Below are 22,930 nucleotides of genomic sequence, written 5' to 3'. Positions count from 1 at the left end.
CCCTTCCCTCCCGGTCCCGGACTTCTTCTCAGTCCGGGACGATCTCGGTGTCGTAGAAGCAGAAGTGGCCCTTGATCTGCGCGACTTCGGCCTTGGGCGTGGGATAGCCCCAGACCAGATCGGCGGCGTCGGGCAGCGACCAGTAGGAGGCGTCGCCCTTGAACGGGCAGTGGGTGGTGGTCGCCGAGGGGGTCAGCAGCTCCGTACGCACATCCTCCGGCGGGAGGTAGTAGCGCACCGGGCAGCCGGTCTCCCGCAGCACCAGCGGACTGCGGCTCTCGGCGAGCACCTGTCCGTCGCGTACGACGCGTACATGCTCGGTGCCCTGCTCGACGGTGATGGTGTGTCCCGTGGCCATGGTGTTCCGTCCCTTCGGTGTTCCCGGCTCATGCGTTTGCCGTGTTTCCCGGCTCTCGCCACTCTCTTCAGCAACGATCCGGCGCGCGGTCTTCCCGGCCGGACCGTACCGGCCCGTACCGTTGCCCCATGAATATCTGTGTCTTCCTCTCCGCCGCCGATCTCGACGAGCGCTACACCCGCCCCGCCCGTGAATTCGCCGAGCTGATCGGCAAGGGCGGCCACACCCTGGTGTGGGGCGGCTCCGACAGCGGACTGATGAAGGTCGTGGCCGACGGGGTGCAGGAGAGCGGCGGCCGGCTGGTCGGGGTCTCGGTGGACTTCCTCGGCGAGTCCGCGCGGCCCGGCGCCGACGAGATGGTGATCGCCAAGGATCTCGCCGAGCGGAAGGCACTGCTCCTCGCCAAGTCCGACGCGGTCGTGATCATGGTCGGGGGCGCGGGCACGCTGGACGAGGCCACGGAGATCCTGGAGCTGAAGAAGCACGCCCTGCACACCAAGCCCGTGGTGCTGCTCAACACGGCGGGCTTCTACGACGGGCTGAAGCAGCAGTTCCGGCGGATGGACGAGGAGGGCTTCCTGCCGGTGCCCCTCACCGACCTGGTCTTCTTCGCGGAGGACGGGGTCGGCGCGCTCGCCTATCTGGAGGAGAACGCGGGCGTGCGCTGAGCGGTCCGGGGCGGGAGTACGGGGGGCGCGGGGCGGTCCTGAGCGGGAGCGCCGGTCTGTCCGGAGGGGGAGCGCCGGTCTGTCCGGAGAGGCGTGCGCGGGCCTGCGCGGGCCTGTCAGGGGTGGGGTGCGCGGGTGTGCGCGGGGCGGTCCGCGGTGATGCGACCATGACCGCATGGCTACCCATCTCATCACCGGTGCGGGCTCGGGCATCGGCGCCGCCGTCGCGCGCCGTCTGCACGAACGCGGCGACGACCTGCTGCTTCTCGCCCGTGACGCCGGCCGCGCCAAGGAACTCGGCGCGGACTTCCCCGGTGCCCGTACGCTCGTCGGCGATCTCGCCGCCCCGGACCGGCTCTCCTGGGCGCTCGCCCAGCAGCCGCAGCCCGACCGGCTCGACTCGCTCCTGCATATCGCGGGTGTGGTCGATCTCGGTCCGATCGGCGAGCTGACCCCCAAGGTCTGGCAGCACCAGCTCACCGTGAATCTGGTCGCCCCGGCCGAGCTGACCCGGCTCTTCCTGCCCCAGCTCCGGATCTCCCAGGGCCAGGTGATCTTCGTCAACTCGGGTGCCGGGCTCAACGCGCACGCCGAGTGGGGCGCGTACGCCGCCTCCAAGCACGGTCTGAAGGCGCTCGCCGACTCGCTGCGCCGCGAGGAGATGCCGAACGGGCTCCGGGTGACCTCCGTCTATCCGGGCCGTACGGCGAGCCCCATGCAGATCAAGGTCCATCAGCAGGAGGGCAAGGAGTACGACGCGTCGCGCTGGATCGACCCCGGTTCGGTGGCGACGACGATCCTCGCCGCGCTCGATCTGCCGCGTGACGCGCGGATCGACGATGTGACCGTACGGCCCGGCCGATGAGCGATCTCGTCTGGGGACCCGCCACCGGCGTCGGCTCGATGCCCGGTGGTGACGCGCGGGAGACCGCCAAGGCCGTCACCGGCACCTTCGAGGACTTCCCGTATCTGCCGGAACTGCCCGCGCGGGGGCCGGGCGCCGACATGATCGGCCGTACGGCGGGGCTGCTCGTCGAGGTCTACGCGCGGGTGGAGCCGAGCGGCTGGCGGATCGGCGACCGGCCGGGACGGGACACCCGGCGGGCCTGGTCCTGGCTGGGCGAGGATCTCGACGCGCTGGAGGAGTTCACCCAGGGCTACGAGGGCCCGCTCAAGATCCAGGCCGTCGGGCCGTGGACGCTCGCCGCCTCGCTGGAACTGCGCAACGGCGAGTCCGCGCTCGGCGACCCGGGAGCCTGCCGTGATCTGACCGGATCGCTGGTGGAGGGGCTGACCGGGCATCTCGCGGAGGTACGCCGCCGGATCCCGGGGGCCGTACCGGTGCTCCAGCTCGACGAGCCGTCCCTCACCGCCGTACTGCGCGGCCAGGTCAGGACGGCCAGCGGTTACCGCACCCACCGGGCTGTGGACCGCCAGGTGGTCGAGAGCGCGCTGCGGGAGGTGACCGCGGTGAGCGGGGGTACGGCGGTCGTGCACTCCTGCGCGCCCGACGTGCCGTTCGCGCTGCTGCGGCGGGCGGGCGCCGCGGCCGTCTCGTTCGACTTCGGACTGCTCACCGAGCGTGACGAGGAGTCGATCGGTGAGGCGGTGGAGGGCGGTACGAAACTCTTCGCCGGGATCGTGCCGGGCACCGACGGCCCATTGTCGGACCCGGCCGGTAGCGTCATGGGTGTCAGAACGTTGTGGCGCAGGCTGGGGCTGAATCCGGGGACTCTCGCCGAGTCCGTGGTGCTCACCCCCTCGTGCGGGCTCGCGGGCGCTTCACCCGCGTACGCGCGCGCTGCGCTCGCGCACTGTGCCAGGGCCGCGAGATCCCTCGCGGACAACCCTGAGTGACAATCCCGGGTGACGGGCCATGGTGAACGGGAGGACGAAACGGTGGCTGGCGAAGAGCGGACCGGAGTACCGGCACAGGCGCGTTCGAGCGTGCCCGCGGAGGCGCGGGACCAGCACGCCCAACTCGCCGAGCAGATCGAGGAGCACCGCTTCCGGTATTACGTGAAGGACCAGCCCGTCATCAGCGACGGCGAGTTCGACCGGCTGCTCAGATCGGTGGAGGCGCTGGAGGAGACCTATCCGGAGCTGCGTACGCCCGACTCACCGACCCAGAAGGTCGCGGGCGCCTATGAGACGGACTTCACGGCGGTGCAGCACCGCGAGCGGATGCTCTCCCTGGACAACGCCTTCGACGACGAGGAGCTGGCCTCCTGGGCCGATCGTGTCGCCAAGGACGTGGGCACCACCGACTACCACTTCCTGTGCGAGCTGAAGGTCGACGGGCTCGCGGTCAATCTCACCTACGAGCACGGCAGACTGACCCGCGCCGCCACCCGCGGCGACGGGCGCACGGGCGAGGACATCACGCCCAATGTCCGTACGATCGCGGAGATTCCGCACCGTCTGGCGGGGGAGCGCGTGCCGGCCCTCGTGGAGATCAGGGGCGAGGTCTACTTCCCGATGGAGGCCTTCCAGGAGCTGAACGCGCGGCTGGTGGAGGCCGGGGACAAGCCCTTCGCCAATCCGCGGAACGCGGCGGCGGGTTCACTGCGCCAGAAGGACCCCAAGATCACCGCGACCCGTCCGCTGCACATGGTGGTGCACGGCATCGGGGCGCGCGAGGGGTTCGGCATCGACTGCCTGTCGCACGCGTACGGCCTGCTGCGCGAGTGGGGTCTGCCGACCGCCCGGTACAACAAGGTGGTCGACGGCCTGGAGGGCGTGCGGGAGTTCATCGCGTATTACGGGGAGCACCGCCACTCGGTGGAGCACGAGATCGACGGGGTGGTCGTCAAGCTCGACGAGATCCCGCTCCAGGGCCGGCTGGGCTCGACCTCACGCGCCCCGCGCTGGGCGATCGCCTGGAAGTACGCGCCGGAGGAGGTCAACACCAAGCTGGTCAACATCCGCGTGGGCGTGGGCCGTACGGGGCGCGTCACACCGTACGCGCAGGTCGAGCCGGTCACCGTCGCCGGTTCCGAGGTCGAGTTCGCCACCCTGCACAACCAGGACGTGGTGAAGGCCAAGGGTGTCTGGATCGGCGACACGGTGGTGCTGCGCAAGGCCGGTGATGTCATCCCGGAGATCCTCGGCCCCGTCATCGATCTGCGGCCCGACGACGCCTACGAGTTCGTGATGCCGGCCGTGTGCCCGGAGTGCGGCACGGAGCTGCGGGCCATGAAGGAGGGCGATGTCGATCTGCGCTGCCCCAACGCGCGTAGCTGCCCCGCCCAGTTGCGCGAGCGGCTGTTCTATCTCGCCGGCCGCAAGTGTCTGGACATCGAGAACTTCGGCTATGTGGCCGCCGCCGCGCTGACGAAGCCGCTGGAGCCGGAGACGCCCCCGCTGCTGGACGAGGGCGATCTCTTCGATCTGACGGCCGATCAGCTCCTGCCCATCAAGGCGTATGTCCTCGACCAGGACAGCGGACTGCCCAAGCGCGATCCGAAGACCGGCGAGGAGAAGATCGCCACGGTCTTCGCCAACCAGGAGGGCGAGCCCAAGAAGAACGCCCTGGCGATGCTGGAGAACATCGCGGCGGCCAAGGAGCGCCCGCTGGCCCGGATCATCGCCGGGCTCTCCATCCGCCATGTGGGGCCCGTCGCGGCCGAGGCGCTGGCCAGGGAGTTCCGTTCGATCGACCGGATCGAGCGGGCCACGGAGGAGGAGTTGGCGGCCGTCGAAGGTGTCGGTCCCACCATCGCCGCCTCCCTCACCCAGTGGTTCGAGGTCGACTGGCACCGCGAGATTCTGCGCAAGTGGCGTGCGGCCGGGGTCCGTATGGAGGACGAGGGCGCGGGCGAGGACGAGGGCCCGAGGCCGCTGGCGGGACTGACGGTGGTCGTCACCGGCACCCTGGAGCGGTACACCCGGGATGGCGCGAAAGAGGCGCTCCAGAGTCTTGGCGCGAAAGTGACCGGCTCCGTTTCGAAGAAGACCGGATTTGTGGTCGTCGGTGAGAACCCAGGTTCGAAATACGACAAGGCGATGCAGCTCAAGGTGCCCGTGCTGGACGAGGAGGGCTTCGCCGTACTGCTCGAACAGGGCCCGGACGCCGCCCGGGAGGTCGCGCTCACGGCCGAGGAGCCCGAGGAGGCCGCCGAGGGGACGGCCGAGGTCCCCGGCACGGGGACGACCGGCGGGACGGACGGGGAGACCCCCGAAGGGACCAGCGGGGACACCCCTGAGGGGACCACGGGGGAGACGTCCGCGGAGCCGGCCGCGAAGAGCCCTCAGGAGTAGTGCGCGACCGTCGGGTTCGGGCCGCAAAGCTCACCCGTTCGGCGCATACCAGATGGATACGGATGGGCAGGTCGCATTCGGGCAACAGCTGTAGAGCGCTGCCCGTTGACGCCTTTCGCGGCCTACTGTTGGGATGTGCGCCTGTCGTGCACGGCTGCGTGGTGCGATTTCAGCCGTGATGGCATGACAACGTGCCATCGCGTGGCATCGGCTCCGCCGGCTGTGAGAGGGACGGGAATGAAACCGACCGAGAGCGCCGCCCCGGTCTCACCCCCGCGTGGTTTCGCGGGAATTGCGGGCACTGCGGCGAAAACGCCCGTTCTTGTGGTGGGACTCGCCGGGATCCTGCTGGCCGCCGGCCTCATCCGCACGGTGCGGGACGGCCATGCGCTCTTCCCGGGCGGTTCGACGGGCTGGGCGATGGCCGTGCTGACCGGCATCATCGTCGGCCATCTCGTGGCGCTCGGCCGCGACCGCTGGTGGGGCGGCACGGGCTCGGGCGCGGCCCTCACCCTGGCCGTCCTGCTGCTGTACGGCTGGGTGCCCGCCGTGCTCGTCAGCCTCTCCGTCGTGGTGCTGGTCGGTATGGCACGCAGACACCGCTGGCGGCAGGGCGTCCTGCACGGCGCGGCGGACATGCTGGGCATCGGCGCCGCCGCGCTCGTCCTGAGACTCTTCGATGTGCTGCCCACCGTCGAGGAGCCCTGGGACCCGCTCGACTGGGGGATCGAGGCCGTCCCGGAGATCGTGCTGGCGGCCGGGGTCCATCTGCTCGTGACCCGGCTGCTGTTGTGGTACGCGCTGGCCCCGCAGGGCGGCGGGCTCCCGACCGTGGCCCGTACGGCCCTGTACCGCCAGGGACTTGTCGCGGTCGCCCTGCTCGGTATCGCCCCGCTGATCTGTGTGGTGGCGATGACCGTGCCGGTACTGCTGCCGCTCTTCTCCATCCCGCTGATCGCCCTGGACTCCACGCTGTGGATCGCCAGGGCACGGGCCGAGGAGCAGCTCCGTGACCCGCTGACGGGTCTGCCGAACCGGCAGTGGCTGCTGGAGCGGACCTGGTCGGCGCTGGAGGACGCGGAAAGCCTCGGCGCCCGATCCGCGCTGGTCCTGATCGACCTCGACCGCTTCCGCTCGGTCAATGACACGCTCGGCCATCTCGCGGGTGACCGGCTGCTGCTCCAGATAGCCGACCGGCTCCGGCTGGCGCTGCCGCGCGGGGCGGAGGCCGCGCGCCTCGGCGGCGACGAGTTCGCGGTTCTCCTGCCGACCTGCGACTCCACGACCAGCGCCCAGCGCGTCGCCCGCCATCTCGTGGCCGAACTGTCCTCGCCGCTGGACCTCGACGGTCTGACGCTGGTCCTGGAGGCCAGCGCCGGAGTCGCCGTCTACCCCGATCACGCGCTCGACGCGGAGGGGCTGCTGCGCCGGGCCGATGTCGCGATGTACCAGGCGAAGCGGGACCGTACGGGAGTCGAGGTGTACGAGTCCAAGCGGGACTCCAACACCCCCGACCGCCTCGGTCTGCTGGGAGATCTCAGACGCGCGCTGGACGCCGGCGAGGTGGAGCTGCACTACCAGCCCAAGGTCCGGTTCGACGGCCAGGTCGCGGGCCTGGAAGCGCTGGTGCGCTGGGTGCACCCGGAGCGCGGCCGGGTCCCTCCCGACGAGTTCATCGCCATCGCCGAGTCCTCGGGCCTGATGCCGCATCTCACCGAGTACGTCCTCGAAAGCGCCCTCGCCCAGGTCGCGCGGTGGCGTTCCCAGGGACTGAAGGTGCCGGTCGCCGTCAATGTCTCGCCGCGCGATGTCCACACCCCCGGTTTCGCGGGGGCGGTCGCGGCGCGGCTCGCCCGCCACGGTGTGCCGGCCGGCTCGCTCCAGCTGGAGATAACGGAGCATGTCCTGCTGGAGGACCCGCAGCGCGCCGCCGACACCCTGGCGGGGCTGACCGGGCACGGCGTGAAGATGTCGCTCGACGACTTCGGCACCGGGTACTCCTCGCTGGTGCATCTGCGGCGGCTGCCGGTGAGCGAGCTGAAGATCGACCGCTCCTTCGTGGCCCGGCTGGCCGTCGACACCGAGGACGCGGAGATCGTTCGCTGCACCGTCGATCTGGCGCACTCGCTGGGCCTGCTGGTCGTCGCGGAGGGTGTCGAGGACGACGAGACCTGGGAGCGGCTGCGGGACCTGGGCTGCGACGCGGTCCAGGGCTGGCTGGTGGCCGCCGCGATGCCGCCGTCCGAGGCGACGGCCTGGCTGCTGGCCAGGGGCGAGCGCGGCTGGCAGCGTCCGGCGGAGCTGGAAGCGGCCCGCCGCAAGCAGTCGGGCCAGGTCGTGGAGCAGTCCGGCCACGTGGTGCAGTAGCGCCCGGCCCGCCCCCCCGGCGGCCGGGAAAGGGCCGGCGGCCTCAGCGGGCGGAAAGGGCTCCTGCGGCCCCTGCGGCCCCCGGCGCCCCGGCCATCGAGCGGCCCGCCGCCGCACGCCGCCGCACGCCGCGGTCGCTCACAGAAAGCGACGGTCCGCGCACGCGGAGACGTTCTTCCCGCCAGGACGCGGCCCGGTCGCCCAGGAGCCCGTCCCCCGGCGGCGGGGGCGATTTATCTGTTGCGTGGTGAGGTGACCGCGCCCTCTAGGATTGGGCTCAAAGAAGCCATCAACCCCTGAGGATCGCTGAATGCCTGGCATCACGCGCGAGGAGGTCGTTCACCTCGCTCGGCTGGCGCGTCTGGAGCTGTCCGGCTCCGAGCTCGACCACTTCGCCGGACAGCTCGACGACATCATCGGCGCGGTCGCCCGCGTATCCGAGGTCGCCGACCAAGACGTACCGCCGACCTCCCACCCGCTGCCGCTGACCAATGTCATGCGCGCGGACGAGGTCCGTCCGTCGCTCACCCCCGAGCAGGCGCTCTCCGGCGCCCCTGCCCAGGAGCAGCAGCGTTTCAAGGTGCCGCAGATCCTGGGGGAGGACTAACAGCCATGACGGACCTGAGCAGGACCGAGAACATCATCAGGCTCACCGCCGCCGCGATCGCCGGGAAGATCGCCGCCGGCGAACTCACGGCCGTGGAGGTCACCGAGGCCCATCTCGCCCGTATCGAAGCGGTCGACGAGAAGGTCCATGCCTTTCTCCATGTGGACCGCGAGGGCGCGCTGGCCCAGGCCCGCGCCGTGGACGCCAAGCGCGTGGCCGGGGAGAAGCTCGGCCCGCTGGCCGGAGTCCCTCTCGCGCTCAAGGACATCTTCACCACCGAGGGCGTCCCGACCACCGTCGGTTCCAAGATCCTCGAAGGCTGGATCCCGCCCTACGACGCGACCGTCGTCAAGAAGCTCAAGGACGCGGACGTCGTCATCCTCGGCAAGACCAACATGGACGAGTTCGCCATGGGGTCCTCCACCGAGAACAGCGCGTACGGCCCGACCGGCAACCCCTGGGACCTGACCCGGGTCCCCGGCGGCTCCGGCGGCGGTTCGTCCGCCTCGCTCGCCTCGTACCAGACGCCCCTCGCCATCGGCACGGACACCGGCGGCTCCATCCGCCAGCCCGCCGCCGTCACCGGCACGGTCGGCGTCAAGCCCACCTACGGCGGGGTCTCCCGCTACGGCATGGTCGCCTTCTCGTCCTCCCTCGACCAGGGCGGCCCCTGCGCCCGTACGGTCCTGGACGCGGCCCTGCTGCACGAGGTGATCGCCGGCCACGACCCGATGGACTCGACCTCCATCGACGCCCCGGTCCCGTCGGTCGTCGAGGCCGCGCGCAACGGCTCGGTCGCCGGGATGCGCGTCGGTGTCGTCAAGCAGTTCCGCGGCGAGGGCTACCAGGCCGGAGTCGTCCAGCGCTTCGAGGAGTCGGTGGAGCTGCTCAAGGAGCTCGGCGCCGAGGTGGTCGAGCTGGACTGCCCGTCCTTCGACCTCGCGCTCGCCGCGTACTACCTGATCGCGCCGTCCGAGTGCTCCTCCAACCTCGCCCGCTTCGACGCCATGCGCTACGGCCTGCGGGTGGGCGACGACGGTACGAAGTCCGCCGAGGACGTCACGGCCCTGACCCGTGAGGCGGGCTTCGGGGACGAGGTCAAGCGCCGCGTCATGCTCGGCACGTACGCGCTCAGCTCCGGTTACTACGACGCGTACTACGGCTCGGCGCAGAAGGTCCGTACGCTCATCACCCGGGACTTCGAGAAGGCCTTCGAGCAGGTCGACGTGATCGTCTCCCCGACGACCCCGACCACCGCCTTCCCGATCGGTGAGCGCGCCGACGACCCGGTGGCGATGTATCTGGCGGACCTGTGCACCATTCCGACCAACCTGGCCGGCAACGCCGCGATGTCGCTGCCCTGCGGCCTCGCGCCGGAGGACGGCCTCCCGGTCGGTCTCCAGATCATCGCCCCCGCCCTGAAGGACGACCGTCTCTACAAGGTCGGTGCCGCCGTCGAGGCCGCCTTCGTGGAAAAGTGGGGGCACCCGCTGCTGGAGGAGGCACCGTCACTATGACCAGTGCAATGAGCAAGGCCAAGGGTTTCAAGAAGTCCAAGGCCGGCACGTACCTGTCGATCGGGACCACCGCTTTCGGCGCGATCAGCGTCGTCAAGCAGGCCAGGACGGCCCGCCAGGACAATGACACGCTCCGGCTGGTCGACGCGGTCGTCTCCGCCGCCGCCATCGTCACGGGCGTCGCTCTGCTCCTGCGTGAGCTGAAGCGCCTGGGCGACGACGACGTCCTGCTGGGCTGAGAGGGAAAGTTTCACTGTGACCGTCATTGAACTCGTGTCGTACGAGGACGCCCTCGCGACGTACGACCCCGTCATGGGCCTGGAGGTCCATGTCGAGCTCGGCACGAAGACCAAGATGTTCTGCGGCTGCTCGACCGAGCTGGGCGCCGCGCCCAACTCACAGACCTGTCCGATCTGTCTGGGCCTGCCGGGATCGCTCCCGGTCGTCAACGCGATCGGTGTCGAATCGGCGATCAAGATCGGGCTCGCGCTCAACTGCGAGATCGCCGAGTGGTGCCGCTTCGCCCGGAAGAACTACTTCTATCCGGACATGCCGAAGAACTTCCAGACCTCCCAGTACGACGAGCCGATCGCCTTCAACGGCTATCTGGACGTCCAACTGGAGGACGGCGAGATCTTCCGGGTGCAGATCGAGCGCGCCCACATGGAGGAGGACACCGGCAAGTCGACCCATGTCGGCGGTGCCACCGGACGGATCCATGGCGCCTCGCACTCCCTGCTCGACTACAACCGCGCCGGAATCCCGCTGATCGAGATCGTCACCAAGCCCATCGAGGGCGCCGGCGCGCGGGCCCCCGAGGTCGCCAAGGCGTATGTCGCCGAGCTGCGTGAGCTGATCAAGACGCTCGGTGTCTCCGAGGCCCGGATGGAGATGGGCCAGATGCGGTGCGATGTGAACCTCTCGCTGCGCCCGCACGGACGCGAGAGGTTCGGTACGCGCTCCGAGACGAAGAACGTGAACTCGCTGCGCAGTGTCGAACGCGCCGCGCGCTTCGAGATCCAGCGCCATGCCGCGGTGCTGAACTCCGGCGGCACGATCATCCAGGAGACCCGGCACTTCCACGAGGAGGACGGTTCCACCACCTCGGGACGGGTGAAGGAGGAGGCCGAGGACTACCGGTACTTCCCGGAGCCCGACCTCGTACCGGTGGCGCCCTCCCGTGAGTGGGTCGAGGAGCTGCGCCAGGGGCTGCCGGAGCTGCCGCGCGTGCGCCGCAACCGGCTGCGTGAGGAGTGGGGCGTCTCCGAGCACGACATGCAGTCGATCCTCAACGCGGGCGCGATCGATCTGATCGTGGCCACGATCGACACGGGTGCCCCGGCCGACCAGGCCCGTAAGTGGTGGATGGGCGAGCTGGCCCGGCACGCCAACGAGTCGGGCCGCCCGCTGGACGAACTGCCCATCACCCCGGAGCAGGTCGCCCGGGTCGGCGCGCTCGTCGCGTCCGGCGATCTCAACGACAAGCTGGCCCGTCAGGTCATCGAAGGCGTGCTCGCGGGCGAGGGCGACCCGGACACCGTCGTGGAGAAGCGCGGTCTCAAGGTCGTCTCCGACGACAGCGCGCTCGGCGCGGCCGTGGACGAGGCCATCGCGGCCAACGCGGCCGTCGCGGACAAGATCCGGGCCGGCAAGGTCGCCGCCGCGGGCGCGCTGGTGGGTGCCGTCATGAAGGCCACCCGTGGTCAGGCCGACGCGGCGCGTGTGCGTGAGCTGATCCTTGAGCGGCTCGCCCCGGCGGAGTAACGGGTAACGGGCCGGGGCCCGGGGCGGCCGGGCGTCGCGGGCCGCCGGCTCCGGCTTACCCGTACGCCGGGCTCCGGGCCCGTCCGTACCCGTACGTCATGGGGCGGCGCACCCAGTGGTGCGCCGCCCCCGACCGTCCCCGGAACCCGGAGTGCCAGTCTGAACACCGTCGCCGCCGAGGCACTCTCGATCGCCCTGCTGCTCGCCGTGCTGGCGTTCGCCGTCGTACGCCCGCGTGGCTGGCCCGAGGCGGTGGCCGCCGTGCCCGCCGCGCTGCTCCTCGTCGGCTTCGGCGCGCTCTCGCCGCAGGAGGCGGGGGAGCAGACCCGCACCCTGCTGCCCGTCGTGGTGTTTCTCGCGGCGGTGCTGGTGCTGGCTCAGCTCTGCGACGAGGAAGGGCTGTTCACCGCGGCCGGCGATCTGGTGGCGCGGTTCTGCGGCGGCCGGCCGAAGCGGCTGCTGGGCGGGGTGTTCGCGGTCGCCGCCGTCATCACCGCCGTACTCAGCCTGGACGCGACGGTCGTCCTGCTCACGCCGGTGGTCTTCGCGACCGCGGCCCGGGTCGGCGCCCGTCCCCTGCCGCATGTCTACGCCTGTACGCATCTCGCGAACTCGGCGTCACTGCTGCTGCCGGTCTCCAATCTCACCAATCTGCTGGCCTTCACCGCCAGCGGGCTCTCCTTCACCCGGTTCGCCGCGCTGATGGCGCTGCCCTGGCTGGCGGCGATCGCCGTCGAGTACGTCGTCTTCCGCCGCTTCTTCGCCGCCGATCTGGCGGCCGGGGCGCACACCCCGAGGACGGACGAGCGGCGCGAGCTGCCGGTGTTCACGCTGGTGGTGCTGGGACTGACGCTGGCGGGATTCGTGGTGACGTCGTTCGCCGGGATCGAACCGCTGTGGGCCGCCGTCGCCGGTGCGGCCGTGCTCGCCGCCCGCGCGCTGCGCCGTCGCCGTACGACGGTGACGGGACTGGTCCGGGCCGCGTCGCCGCTGTTCTGTCTGTTCGTCCTCGCGCTGGGTGTCGTCGTCAAGGCGGTCGTCGACAACGGGCTGGACACCGGGATCGCCCGGCTGCTGCCGGACGGCTCGTCCCTGCCCACGCTGCTGGCGATCGCCGCGATCGCCGCCGTACTGGCCAATGTGATCAACAACCTGCCCGCGATCCTGGCGCTGCTGCCGGTCGTCGCGCCCGCCGGACCGGGGCCGGTGCTGGCCGCGCTGATCGGCGTCAACCTGGGACCCAATCTGACCTACGTCGGATCACTGGCCACCCTGCTGTGGCGGCGCGTGCTCCATGAGCACGCCACCGAGCCGAAGTTGGGGCACTTCACCCGGCTCGGGCTGCTGACCGTGCCTGCCGCGCTCGTCGCTTCGACCGTGGCACTGTGGGGCACGCTGCAAGTGATCCGAGGCTGACCCCGCGTCGGCCGAGCCCATGCCGATGAGCCCGTGTCGGAGGCTGACCCCGTGACCGTACCGATGCCCGATTCCCCGGAGACCGGTCCGCCGGAGACCGGTCCGCCCGGTCCGCCCGTGACGGATCCGAAGCGGACCGATTCCAGGTGGACGGATTCCAGGTGGACGGATCCGAAGGGAGCGGATCCGAAAGGGACCGTTCTCGTCTGGATCACCGAATCCACCTGGCCCGCCTGTGTGGACGCGGCCCGTGAGCGCGCCCCGCACGACGCGGTGGTGCTGCTCCATGTGAGCGACGACGAGGTCGCCGCCGCCGCGCACCACGCCTACGAGGGGCTCCTCGGCCGCGGTCACCGGCCCGACCGCGACCCCGGCGCCCGTCTGGAAGCCCTCTCGGGGACGGCGGCGGCCGATCTGCTGGAGGCCGCGGCGCACCGGCTCGGACGGCCCTGCGAACTGCTCGACCACCACGGCCGCGCGGAGCACGAGGTCGTACGCGCGGCGGCGGACGCGGCTCTGCTGATCTGCGCGCGGGACGGCGAGCGCGGCCACCCGGGACCGCACAGCCTCGGTCGCGCCACCCGCTTCGTGGTCGACCACGCGGAGTGCCCGGTGCTGCTGGTGTGGCCGTAGCCGTAGCCGTAGCCGTAGCCGTCCCGGGACCGGGTCGTCAGTTCGTGGAGTCGTAGTCGATCGACTCGGTCAACTCACGCCACTTCGCGTCGGATTCGCTACGGGCCCGGTCGGAGTCCGTCACATACCGGTACGCGTCGCTGCCCAGCAGCAGATGGACCGGGGGCTCGTCCAGATCCGGCAGACCCAGGATGACCTGTGCCGCCCTGGCCGGGTCGCCCGTCTGCCGGCCGTCCATGGTGCGCACCATCTCGGCCATCGCGCCGACCGTCTCCCGGTACGGCGCGCTGATCTCGGGGATCGTCATCGACGACCCGGCCCAGTCGGTGCGCAGACCGCCCGGCTCGATGACGGTGACCCGTACACCCAGCGGGGCCAGTTCGCGGGAGAGCACCTCGGAGAAGCCGGCCACCGCCCACTTGGCGCTCTGGTAGGCACCGAGGCCGGCGGTGGTCATCCGGCCGCCGCTGGACGAGATCTGGACGATATGTCCGGACCCCTGCTCGCGCAGGATCGGTACGGCCGCCTTGGTGACGTAGTAGACCCCGTAGAAGTTGGTGTCGATCTGCGCGCGGAAATCGGCGTCGGTGACGTCCTCGACGGCGGCGATGTCGCCGTATCCGGCGTTGTTGACGACGACGTCCAGCCGTCCGAACGTCTCGACCGCGCCCCGGACCGCCGCGCGCGCCGCGTCCGCGTCGGTGACATCGAGCGCCACGGCGCGCACCCGCTCGCCGTACTGATGGACGAGATCGTCGAGCTGGCCGGGCTTGCGCGCCGTGGCCACGACCCGGTGGCCGGCGGCGAGGGCGGCCTCGGCGATGGCGCGGCCCAGACCGCGCGAGCTGCCGGTGATGAACCAGACCTGTGACATGGTGGAGCCCTTCAGTGAAGTAACTGACTATCCAGTTACTTCACCGTAAACCCGGATCCGCGTGCATGCAAGGAGCGTCGATCGGCGGTGACGCACAGGTCAGTCGGTTTGCATGGAAGTAACCGTACGGTCAGTTACCGCTCGCGGCACGGGGTGATCGACCGGTCCCGCCGTCCTGGGCGCTGATTACGATGAGGGCGTGGCCAGAGACTCCCGAACCACCAAGAGCGGTCTGCTGCGCGCCGCGACCGAAGAGTTCGCCGCGTACGGCATCGCCGGCGCGCGCGTCGACCGCGTCGCCGCGGCGGCCGGATACAACAAGAACCTGATCTATGTGCACTTCGGGAGCAAGGAACAGCTCTTCGACGCGGTGTACGAGGCCGCCGTCCAGGAGATCCTCGAAGCGGCGCCGTTCGACGCCGGGGATCTGCCCGGATACGCGGGCGCGCTCTTCGACTTCCACTACGCGCACCCTCATCTCATGCGGCTGACGCGCTGGCACAGTCTGGAGCGGCCGGGAGCCGTCCTGCCGATCGCGGCGAAGGCCAACGACGCCAAGCTCCGGGCCCTCGCCGCGGCCCAGGGAGAGGGGAAGGTCGACGCGGGGCTGCCGCCCCGTCTCCTGCTGGCGCTGCTCGTGGCGCTCACGAGCACATGGAGCGAGGGCACTCCCGAGCCGCTCGGCGAACTGACGGGCGCCACCGAGATCGCCGCCAGACGCCACGCGGTGGTGGTCTCGGTGGGCAGGCTGACCCGCCCCGGCACGCAGAGCTGACCCGCCCCGGCACGTACGGCTGACGCGCCCCGGCACCTACGGCTGACCCGTCCCCGCACGTACGGCTGATCCGCGCCGGCGCACACGGCCGACCTGCCCTGCTACGTATGGCCGACCCGCTCCGGTTCCGCCCCTGGCCGCCCCCGTAGCCGCCCCGGCGCCCCCGTGCCGGCTCCCGGGGACGTTCACCTCGTAGTCGCACCTGGGACTCTTCTCTGCCATTCGCTCTCATTACCGTCCGGCGCATGTCAGCGGAGATATCGCGGAGAAGAATGGTCACCCTCGGCACAGGAGCCCTCGGTGCGGCGGCGGTCGGATCCGTCCTGCCGCCGTCCCTGCGGACCGCCCTCGCGGCGGAGCCCCCCGCCGGCGGGATGCGGGCGATCAAGCACGTGGTCATCCTGATGCAGGAGAACCGCTCGTTCGACCACTACTTCGGGACGCTGCGCGGCGTACGCGGCTTCGGTGACCGCAACGCGGTGCGGCTTCCCTCCGGCAGGCCCGTCTTCGAGCAGCCCGGCCCGCTGACCAGCGTCCTGCCGTTCCCCATCAGGGACGCGGCGGCGACCCAGCACAAGGACCTCCAGTACATCGACGCCCTCGACCACTCCTGGGACGGCGGGGCCAAGGCCTGGAACAACGGCTGGATGGACCGCTGGGTCTCCGCCAAGACCGCCGCCACCATGGCCTACTACGACCGGCGTGACATCCCGCTGCACTACGAGCTGGCGGACACGTTCACGGTCTGCGACGCGTACCACTCGTCCGTCCACACCTCGACGAGCCCCAACCGCAACCATCTGTGGAGCGGCTGGACCGGCTACGAGGCCGACGGCCGGCGGGCCGTGGGCAATGACGCGTACGAGGAGGACACCCACCCCGGCTATCCGTGGCCGACCTACGCCGAGCGCCTCGAACGGGCCGGCCGGAGCTGGCAGACGTACACGGAGTGGGAGAACTTCACCGACAACAACATCGAGTTCTTCACCACCTTCAAGGACATCGCCCGCAAGGCGCTCACCGAGGCGCGTGCGCTGCCGGGAGTGCCCGGCGCGGCCGGCTTCACCTACATGGAGGCCTTCTACGCAGCCGTCCGCGACACGGAGGACACCGCCGGGCGCGCGCGGCTGCTCGCCGCGCTGGACGCGGGCGTCGCCCTGCTGACCGAGCATGAGCGGTCGCTGTTCGAGCGCGGGCTGCGCCGGGTCGAGAGCGGCACGCTGGCCGAGCGGTTCCGCGCGGACGTGGCGGCCGGGACGCTGCCCGAGGTGTCGTATCTGGTGCCGTCCGCGATCGACTCGGAACACCCCGGCTCCTCGTCGCCGATCGCCAGCGCCACCCTCGTCTACCAGGTGCTCGACGCGCTCGGTGCCCATCCCGATGTCTGGCGGCACACCGTCGTACTGATCAACTACGACGAGAACGACGGCTTCTTCGACCATGTGCCGCCGCCCGTACCGCCCGCCGAGGGGCCCACCGGGTCCGCGGAGCGCTGGGAGGGACGGCCGACCGGGCTCGGTATGCGCGTCCCGCTGCTGGTCGTCTCGCCCTGGACCGTCGGCGGCTATGTCTGCTCACAGGTCTTCGACCACACCTCGGTCATCCGCTTCCTGGAGAAGTGGACGGGGGTGGACGAGCCCAACATCACCGCGTGGCGGCGCAATGTCACCGGCGATCTGACCTCCGCCTTCGACTTCCAGCGCGGCCGGACCCAGCCCGAGGTGGAACAGCCGCGCGCGATACCGCCGTTCACCGGCCGCTGGCTGCCCGTACCGCCGGACCGGCAGCGGATGCCCGTACAGGAGCCGGGCGCGCGCCCGGCCAGACCGCTGCCGTACCAGACCGACGCGTACGGCCATCTCGACGCGGACGGGCGGACGTTCACCGTCGCGCTCAGCAACACGGGCCGTTCGAGCGCGCACTTCGCGCTCTATCCCTACGCCGGTGAGTTCGCGATCCCGCAGCACCGCGATGTAAGGGGCACGGGGCAATGGACGGTGCCCCTTACCGGGCTGGGCGGTGACGGGTACCGCTTCACCATCACCGGGCCGAACGGCTTCCGCCGCGAGTTCGCGGGGCCGGTGACCGGATTCGGCGCCGAGGTCTCCTCCGCCGTCGACCACCATGACCGCGATCTCCAGCTCACCCTGCGCAACAAGGGTGGTCTGCCGGTCACCTTCACGGTGCGGCCCCTGGGCTATGTCGACGAGGCCGATCTGAACGGCTGGACCCGCCGGATCACGGTGAAACCGGGCCGCAGCCGCAGTGTCGTGCACTCGGCGGCCGACGCGCACGGATGGTACGACATCGAGATCACCGCCGAGCCGTCCACGCACGGCGGCCCCGGTGTCACCGGTGACACCGGGACGGGCTTCCGCCGTCGTCTGATGGGACACATCGAGAACGGCCGTCCGAGCGTCTCCGGCTGAGCCGTCCGCCGGTGTGCGGCGCTCCCGTACCGTGCCCGCCGGTGTGCGGCGGGCACGGTACGGCGGCGCCCCGTGGTCTTCGAAGGTATATGAGGCGCCCGAAAGCCGCGGACGTGCGAGGATCCCTGGGCTCGTAACGGTACACAGTGCACAGGAGGACCCCGATGTTCGCGATATCCCTGGGTGACGGGGCGGAGCTACGGCCGCTGGAGCCGTGGCAGGCCGAAGAGTTCCTCGCCCATGTCGACCGCGCCAGGGACCTGGTCGATCAGCACATCGGGTTCGCCCGCGCCGCCGCGGATCTCGTGTCGGCCGAGGCGCTGCTCACCTCGTACGCGGAGAAGCAGGCCGCCGACAGCGGACGGCTCTACGGGATCTGGCTCGACTCCACCCTGGTCGGCGGGGTGCTCTTCCGGGTCTTCGACGCCAAGGGGGGCAACTGCGAGGTCGGCTGCTGGCTGGAGCCGGCCGGGACGGGACGCGGGCTGGTCACGCGCGCCGCGCGGGTACTGATCGACTGGGCGGTCGAGGAGCGCGGGATCCACCGGGTGGAGTGGCGTGTGTCGTCGGCCAACGAGCCGAGCGTCAATGTCGCGCGGCGGCTCGGTATGACGCGCGAAGGGGTGCTGCGCGAGAGCTATCTCTTCGACGGGATACGGCAGAACACCGAGATCTGGTCGGTCCTGGCGCCCGAGTGGCGCGAACAGAAGAGCGCCACCGCACTCTGAGCCGCGTGCGCGACGGCCGGGCCAGCCGCGAGCACGGGGCCGCGAGCCGGGGGCCGCGAGCCGGGGGCCGCGAGCCGGGGGCCGCGAGCCGGACCGGCCGCGAGTGCCCGTGCTTTCCGCGCGGGGTGCTGGAACGGTGGAAGCTGGAAGGCGGAAGCTGGAACGGTGGAACTGCCTCGTTCGGGGACGTTCCGCCGTTCTCAGGAAGTTCTCAGACGAGGCCCCTAGCGTGCGGGTATGAACCCCACCCCCGAGACCCAGAGCCCCGAGCCGGAGACGGCAGAGGCCCCCACCACCAAGGCACCCGAGGTGCTGTCCGACTCGGCCTCGGAGGCCGAGGGTCCTTCCCTCGTCAAGGCCGGCAGCACCACCGACGACCCTGAAGGCGTCCACGACCTGGACGACGACGAGGACCTGGACGACGACCTCGCCGCCGATGAGCGCCGTCCGTCCGGACTCGGTGCCGCCGCCGCGGCCGTCGTGGCGGCCTGCCTCGGCATCGTCGCCCTGACCGGCACCTGGACCGGCCGGGTCATCTCCGAGCGCGAGGCCCTCGTCGGCCAGATCACACTCGGCCAGACCGCCACCCCGGAGCAGCAGATCGCCGAGGGCTACGGCGACGCGTGGCACGCCACCGCCGCCGCCAACGGTGTGGTGGCCCTGGTGGCGCTGCTCATCGCCGTGATCGTGCTGGTCCTGCCCCAGCGGGCCGGCTCCGGCTGGGTACGCCCCGTGGCCGTGGCCGCGACGGTCCTCGGTCTGCTCGGTGTGCTGGTGTCCGTCGGGATGTACTTCGATCTCTTCGCGGCCCTGCCGGCCCCGCCCGCACCCGCCCCCGCACCCGCCCCCGCCGGCTGAGGCCGTCGGCCTGAGGACCCTCAGACGTCGGCGAGGGGCGCCTTAGGCCCTCAGGGCTGTACCAGACCCTCCCTGGTCCTTTTCTAAGGCCCGGGGGCCCGCCAGGATGCGGAACTCTCCCGATGTGCCGGTACCCCCTGGGAGACGAAGGTGGAGACGTCCACAGGACGCCAGCACACCTTCGCACCAGGGGGAGCCCGATGTTCGAGTTCGAACTCCAGAGGATTCACACGGCCGAGCTGATCCGCAGGGCCGACAACCAGCGGCTCGTACGCGCGGTCCGTGAGGCGGGCCGCGAGGCACGCCGCCAGGCCCGGAGGGCCGCCAAGGAGACGGGGGAGGAGCGGGACAAGGGACCCGGCGGCCGGTTCGCCCGCGCGGCATGACGCCGTGCGCGCCCCGCCCGCGAGCACCCCGCCCGCGCGCGTTCCGATGACGGGCGCCCCGCCCGTGCGCGCCCCGAGCCCGAGCACCTCGCCCGTGCGCGTTCCGATGACGGGCGCCTCCGTCGCGGGCGCCTCGATAACGGGTGCCGCGTTGTCGGAGGCCTGTGCGATGCTCGGGCCTGTGGAGACCAGGTCCGTCAGCCCGGTGTTCGTCGGCAGGGCCGGCGAGCTGACCGCGCTCACCCAAGCCGTCGCCCGCGCCACCGCGGGCGAGCCGCAGGCGCTGCTCATCGCCGGTGAGGCCGGGGTCGGCAAGACCCGGCTCGTCGAGGAACTGCACAGGGTCGCCTGTGCGCGCGAGGCCGTCGTCGCGGTCGGCGGGTGTGTCGAGATCGGCGCGGACGGACTGCCGTTCGCACCCTTCTCCGCGGCCCTGCGCTCCCTGCGCCGCCAGTTGCCCGACGAACTGGCCGCCGCGGCCGAGGGCCAGCAGGACGAGCTGGCCAGGATCCTGCCCGAGCTGGGGCAGTCCGACCGGGGCGCGCTGGGCGAGGACGGCACGGCCAGGCTCTTCGAGCTCACCGCGCGGCTGCTGGAACGGCTGGCGGCCGACCGTACGGTCGTGCTCGTCCTGGAGGATCTGCACTGGGCGGACGCCTCCACCCGCCATCTCCTGGCCTATCTCTTCCGCGCGCTGCGCCGGGGCCGGCTCGTCGTGCTCGCCACCTATCGCGCCGACGACATCCACCGCCGCCATCCGCTCCGTCCGCTGCTGGCCGAGCTGGACCGGCTGCGGTCCGTACGGCGCATCGAACTCTCTCGCTTCACCCGCGCCGAGGTACGGCGTCAGCTCACCGGCATCCTCGCTGCCGAACCGGATCCGGCCCTGCTGGACCAGATCTTCGAACGCTCCGACGGCAACGCCTTCTTCGTGGAGGAACTGGCCTGTTCCCTCGGCACCAGGTCCGGGACCGGTTCCGGTTCCGGGTGCGGCAGCGGGCTGAGCGACTCCCTGCGCGATCTGCTGCTCGTACGGGTCGAGGCACTGCCCGAGGACGCCCAGCGGGTCGCCAGGATCGTCGCCGAGGGCGGCACCACCGTGGAGTACCCCCTGCTGCTGGCCGTCGGCCGACTCGCCGAGGACGATCTGATCGAGGCCCTGCGGGCCGCCGTCGGTGCCAACATCCTGCTGCCCACGGTGGACGGCGACGGGTACCGCTTCCGGCACTCCCTGGTGCGCGAGGCGGTCAGCGACGATCTGCTCCCCGGCGAGCGGTCCCGGCTCAACCGCCGTTACGCGCAGGTGCTGGAGGCCGATCCCTCGCTCGTACGGGCCGATGAGCGCACCACCCGGCTGGCCAGCCACTGGTATCACGCGCATGAGGTCGCCAAGGCCCTTCCCGCCGTTCTGAGGGCCTCTGTGGAGGCACGGCAGCGCTATGCCTACTCCGAGCAACTGAAGCTGCTGGAACGGGCCATGGAGCTGTGGGACGACGCTCCCGCGAGCGTGCGCGGCACGCTGCGGCCCCCGGACGCCGCCGACACCGAGGTCTATCCCCTCTGCGGGCGCGACCCCGCGCCGCTGACCTATCTGGATCTGATGGCGGAGGCGACGGTCGCCGCCCGGCTCGGCGGCGAGCGTGAGCGCGCCTACGCGATAGCCAAGAAGGCCATCCGGTCCCTGGACGGCGAGGACGGCGAGAAGGATCCGCTGCGCGCCGCGTGGTTCTGGATCCAGCGCTCCAAGATGATGCAGGAGCTGACACGCGGCGACGGTTGGCAGGAACTGGCCACCGCCCAGGAACTGGTACGGGGACTCCAGCCGTCCGCCGTGCACGCGGAGGTCCTCGCCAGTGTCGCCGCGTGGGGCGCCCTGCACCGGCCGGGACCCGACAGTCTGGTCGCCGCCAACCGCGCCGTGGAGTACGCCCGGCTCGTCGGCGCGGAACAGACCGAACTGCACGCCCGCCTCACCCGTGGCTGGCTCACCGCGGACGCGGGCGGTGTCGAGGAGGGCATCGCCGAGATGTACGCGGTGCGCGACCGGGCCGGCGAACTGGGCGCGGCCGGGGTGCTCGGCCGCGCCAGCATCAATCTGCCGTCCACGCTGGAGAGCATGGGCCGCTCCGAGGAGGCGGTGGCGACGGCCGACTGGGGCATCGCCGTCACCCATCGGCGCGGTCTCGCCGACACGGAGGCCTGGGTCCGGGGCAATCAGGCCCTGTCGCTCCACTCGCTGGGCCGCTGGTCCGACGCGGACGCCGTCCTCGATGTCGCGGACGGGCTCGCCCACTCGCACAAGGCCCGCGGAGTCGTCGCCGTGTGCCGGGCGGAGCTGGCCCTGACCCGCGGTGAACTCGACGAGGCCCGGCGCCAGGTGGAGCTGACCCGGGGCTTCATGGGCACACACGACCCCCAGCCGCAGCACTTCATCACACCGGCCCGGCTGATGGTGGCCATCGCCGCGCGCGGGGGTGCGCCGGCCGACGCCAGAGCCGAGTTCGAGCGGGTGGCGGAGGGGGGCTTCCCGCCGGGCACCCAGCGGTACGCGCTGCCGCTGCTGTGCGCCGTGGCGACGATGGAGGCCGACACCAGGGGTCTGCCCGGCACCGAGGAGGGACGGGCGGCCGTGCTCGCGGCCGTGCGCTCCCACGCCAAGCGGCTGCCCACGCTCGTGCCCGTCTGGCGTGCGTACGGCCTCATGCTGGAGGCCGAGCTGGCCCGCGCGGAGGGCACCGGCACTCCGGACCACTGGGCGAGCGTCCTCGCGGCCTTCGAGGAGACCGGGCGCCCCTACGAACGGGCGCTCGCCCGGCTGCGCCGGGCGTCCGCCCTGCTGGACGCCCACACCGACCGCGCGGAAGCGGCAGGCCTGCTCGCCCAGGCGCACACCACGGCCCGGCTCCTCGGCGCCCGGCCCCTCGCCGAGGACATCGCGCTTGTCGCGGGCCGGGCCCGTATCAGCCTCTCGGCCGGCCCCGACGGCGCTTGTGAGGGCGGGGCTCCCGCAGAGCCCGCCCAGGACGCCGTCCGGTCACTGGGTCTGACTCCTCGGGAGCGGGACGTCCTGCGTCTTGTCGCCGCCGGTCACAGCAACCGCCGGATCGCCGAGGAGCTGTACATCTCGCCCAAGACCGCGAGCGTCCATGTCTCCAACATCCTGGCCAAACTGGGGGTCTCGGGCCGCACGGAAGCGGCGGCTCTCTCCCACCGCCTCCGCCTCTTCCCCGACCCGGCGGACGCGTCCGTCCACTGACTCAGGCAGCCCGGGGCAGACTCCGGCCAGTCCC

General features: G+C 71.4%; 19 protein-coding genes. 17 read left to right on the top strand and 2 right to left on the bottom strand.

The genetic code is table 11. From position 1 onward, the window contains the following. Positions 1-28: 28 nt before the first annotated feature. On the bottom strand, positions 29-358 hold the full coding sequence (locus ACWGDX_RS29310) for a DUF427 domain-containing protein (protein WP_365903223.1): 330 nt from the start codon (positions 356-358) through the stop codon (positions 29-31). Between the two features lie 128 nt (positions 359-486). On the opposite strand from ACWGDX_RS29310, the gene ACWGDX_RS29305 reads away from it, so the two are divergent. From ACWGDX_RS29305 to ACWGDX_RS29255, 11 genes are all read left to right on the top strand, one after another. After that, on the top strand, positions 487-1,026 hold the full coding sequence (locus tag ACWGDX_RS29305; protein WP_453630330.1) for an LOG family protein: 540 nt from the start codon (positions 487-489) through the stop codon (positions 1,024-1,026). Between the two features lie 175 nt (positions 1,027-1,201). Then, entirely contained in the window at positions 1,202-1,891 is a 690-nt protein-coding gene (locus ACWGDX_RS29300; protein ID WP_453630328.1) for an SDR family oxidoreductase, read from the top strand. After that, complete coding sequence (locus ACWGDX_RS29295; RefSeq protein WP_453630326.1) at positions 1,888-2,883, top strand: methionine synthase; 996 nt, start codon at positions 1,888-1,890, stop codon at positions 2,881-2,883. The genes ACWGDX_RS29300 and ACWGDX_RS29295 overlap by 4 nt, the downstream gene beginning before the upstream one ends. A gap of 42 nt (positions 2,884-2,925) precedes the next feature. Then, complete coding sequence (ligA, locus tag ACWGDX_RS29290) at positions 2,926-5,286, top strand: NAD-dependent DNA ligase LigA (RefSeq protein WP_453630324.1); 2,361 nt, start codon at positions 2,926-2,928, stop codon at positions 5,284-5,286. Between the two features lie 237 nt (positions 5,287-5,523). Further along, the gene (locus tag ACWGDX_RS29285; RefSeq protein WP_453630322.1) at positions 5,524-7,653 is read left to right on the top strand and encodes a putative bifunctional diguanylate cyclase/phosphodiesterase; all 2,130 of its coding nucleotides are present in this window, start codon (positions 5,524-5,526) and stop codon (positions 7,651-7,653) included. 310 nt (positions 7,654-7,963) lie between these two features. Continuing rightward, entirely contained in the window at positions 7,964-8,260 is a 297-nt protein-coding gene (gatC, locus tag ACWGDX_RS29280; RefSeq protein WP_066945642.1) for an Asp-tRNA(Asn)/Glu-tRNA(Gln) amidotransferase subunit GatC, read from the top strand. 5 nt (positions 8,261-8,265) lie between these two features. Beyond that, positions 8,266-9,777, top strand: a complete 1,512-nt coding sequence (gene gatA, locus ACWGDX_RS29275) for an Asp-tRNA(Asn)/Glu-tRNA(Gln) amidotransferase subunit GatA (protein WP_453630319.1) — start codon at positions 8,266-8,268, stop codon at positions 9,775-9,777. After that, positions 9,774-10,016 (top strand): hypothetical protein, encoded by a 243-nt coding sequence (locus ACWGDX_RS29270; protein ID WP_093602362.1) that lies wholly within the window; start codon positions 9,774-9,776, stop codon positions 10,014-10,016. The genes gatA and ACWGDX_RS29270 overlap by 4 nt, the downstream gene beginning before the upstream one ends. Positions 10,017-10,032: 16 nt before the next feature. Continuing rightward, positions 10,033-11,541: an Asp-tRNA(Asn)/Glu-tRNA(Gln) amidotransferase subunit GatB gene (gene gatB / locus ACWGDX_RS29265; RefSeq protein WP_453630317.1), complete on the top strand. Its 1,509-nt coding sequence runs from the start codon at positions 10,033-10,035 to the stop codon at positions 11,539-11,541. 159 nt (positions 11,542-11,700) lie between these two features. Then, positions 11,701-12,957 carry an SLC13 family permease gene (locus ACWGDX_RS29260; RefSeq protein WP_453630378.1) on the top strand — a complete coding sequence of 419 codons (1,257 nt, stop codon included), beginning with the start codon at positions 11,701-11,703 and terminating at the stop codon, positions 12,955-12,957. Between the two features lie 51 nt (positions 12,958-13,008). Beyond that, the gene (locus tag ACWGDX_RS29255) at positions 13,009-13,590 is read left to right on the top strand and encodes a universal stress protein (RefSeq protein ID WP_453630315.1); all 582 of its coding nucleotides are present in this window, start codon (positions 13,009-13,011) and stop codon (positions 13,588-13,590) included. 37 nt (positions 13,591-13,627) lie between these two features. Here the strand turns inward: ACWGDX_RS29255 and ACWGDX_RS29250 are convergent, their stop codons facing one another. After that, complete coding sequence (locus ACWGDX_RS29250; RefSeq protein WP_453630313.1) at positions 13,628-14,464, bottom strand: oxidoreductase; 837 nt, start codon at positions 14,462-14,464, stop codon at positions 13,628-13,630. 199 nt (positions 14,465-14,663) lie between these two features. Here ACWGDX_RS29250 and ACWGDX_RS29245 point away from each other — a divergent pair, with 199 nt between their 5' ends. The 6 genes from ACWGDX_RS29245 (at position 14,664) to ACWGDX_RS29220 (ending at position 22,896) form a co-directional block, all read left to right on the top strand. Next, positions 14,664-15,239 (top strand): TetR family transcriptional regulator, encoded by a 576-nt coding sequence (locus ACWGDX_RS29245; protein ID WP_453630311.1) that lies wholly within the window; start codon positions 14,664-14,666, stop codon positions 15,237-15,239. 245 nt (positions 15,240-15,484) lie between these two features. Continuing rightward, positions 15,485-17,668: a phosphocholine-specific phospholipase C gene (locus ACWGDX_RS29240; protein ID WP_453630309.1), complete on the top strand. Its 2,184-nt coding sequence runs from the start codon at positions 15,485-15,487 to the stop codon at positions 17,666-17,668. A 164-nt stretch (positions 17,669-17,832) separates the two neighbouring features. After that, the gene (locus ACWGDX_RS29235; RefSeq protein ID WP_453630307.1) at positions 17,833-18,396 is read left to right on the top strand and encodes a GNAT family N-acetyltransferase; all 564 of its coding nucleotides are present in this window, start codon (positions 17,833-17,835) and stop codon (positions 18,394-18,396) included. 237 nt (positions 18,397-18,633) lie between these two features. Further along, complete coding sequence (locus tag ACWGDX_RS29230; protein ID WP_453630305.1) at positions 18,634-19,254, top strand: hypothetical protein; 621 nt, start codon at positions 18,634-18,636, stop codon at positions 19,252-19,254. 200 nt (positions 19,255-19,454) lie between these two features. After that, entirely contained in the window at positions 19,455-19,640 is a 186-nt protein-coding gene (locus ACWGDX_RS29225) for a hypothetical protein (protein ID WP_453630303.1), read from the top strand. A 169-nt stretch (positions 19,641-19,809) separates the two neighbouring features. Next, positions 19,810-22,896 (top strand): helix-turn-helix transcriptional regulator, encoded by a 3,087-nt coding sequence (locus ACWGDX_RS29220; protein WP_453630376.1) that lies wholly within the window; start codon positions 19,810-19,812, stop codon positions 22,894-22,896. The last annotated feature ends 34 nt before the right edge of the window (positions 22,897-22,930 follow it).

The sequence above is a fragment of the Streptomyces sp. NPDC055025 genome, assembly GCF_053608565.1.
This window is presented reverse-complemented; position numbering and strand designations above follow the sequence as displayed.